This window comes from Kitasatospora sp. NPDC048296, from assembly GCF_043201815.1.
GTDB lineage: Bacteria > Actinomycetota > Actinomycetes > Streptomycetales > Streptomycetaceae > Kitasatospora.
This window is the reverse complement of sequence record NZ_JBICZB010000225.1, coordinates 1-1,270: the sequence shown is the minus strand read 5'-3', so window position 1 is coordinate 1,270 and position 1,270 is coordinate 1. Positions and strand designations below refer to the sequence as shown.

The 1,270-nt window shown below is 71.4% G+C and carries 1 protein-coding gene; it reads left to right on the top strand.

The window, feature by feature from the left end:
• Positions 1-1,249: IS110 family transposase (locus ACGF12_RS38640; RefSeq protein WP_393041372.1), on the top strand; the 1,249-nt coding region annotated here is incomplete at its 5' end.
• Positions 1,250-1,270: the final 21 nt, after the last annotated feature.

The following is a 1,270-nucleotide window of genomic DNA, read 5'->3' as shown; positions in this document are numbered from 1 at the left end:
GCGCCAACCTCCGGCTAGGGAAGGCATCATCAGCATGACATCAGCGGTCGCCAGGGACACAGCGGGCCAGGACGTGTTCGCCGGGGTCGACTCCCACACCGACACCATCCACGTCGCGGTCGTCAGCGACAACGGCGGCCACCTCGCGGACGCCGAGTTCCCCACCACCGCAGCCGGATATGCCGCCGCCCTGGCCTTCCTGAACGCCCACGGCCACGTGCTCGTCATCGGTGTGGAGGGCACCGCCTCCTACGGCGCTGGCTTCACCCGCGAAGCCCGCGCGCACGGGCACCGGGTCGTCGAGGTCAACCGCCCCGACCGGGCGGAGCGCCGCCGCATCGGCAAGTCCGACCCCATCGACGCCTACGCCGCCGCCCGCGCCGCCCTGTCCGGACGGGCCTCCAGCGCGCCCAAGGACGACACCGTCGCCGGCATACGTGCCCTGCACAACGCAGCCCGCTCCGCCGTCAAGGCACGCACCGCCGCCCTGAACCAGACCGGGCAGATCCTGATCACCGCACCCGAGACGATCCGCGCCAAGTACGGGCGGCTCAAAGCAAAAGAGCGGACCGACGCCCTGGCCCGGGTGCGGCCGTCCGGGGACACCGTCCACGTCGCGGTCCTGACCGCACTCAAGAGCCTCGCCCGACGCGTCAAGGAACTCACCGCCGAACACGAGGCCCTCACGAAGGCCCTCGACGCCGAGGTCACCGCCCACAACCCCGGCCTGCGGGCCGCCTACGGCGTCGGCCCCGACACCGCCGCCCAGCTGCTGGTCACCGCCGGAGGCAACCCCGAACGCATGCGCACCGAGGCCGCCTTCGCCGCGCTCTGCGGGGCCGCACCGGTCCCCGCCTCCAGCGGCAGGACCAACCGGCACCGCCTCTCACGAGGCGGCGACAGGGCCGCCAACGCCGCCCTCTACCGGATAGCCCTCTGCCGGATGTCCAGCGACCGGCGCACCCGCGACTACGTCGCACGGCAGACCGAGGCCGGGCGGACGAAGAAGGAGATCATCCGGCTCCTGAAACGGGCCATCGCCCGGGAGATGTTCCGCTGCCTGACCACGACCGTCGCAGTCCCGGGCATCGCCGACCTACGGCCTCTGCGACAGTCCAAGAACATCACCCTCACCGCCGTGGCCTGTCACTTCGGAGTCTGGCCGGCCACCATCTCCACCCTCGAACGCGGGATCCGCCGAGACGACGACCTCGCCAACTCCTACCGCGAATGGCTCACCGCCGCTTGACAGCCCATAGGAGCATCAATC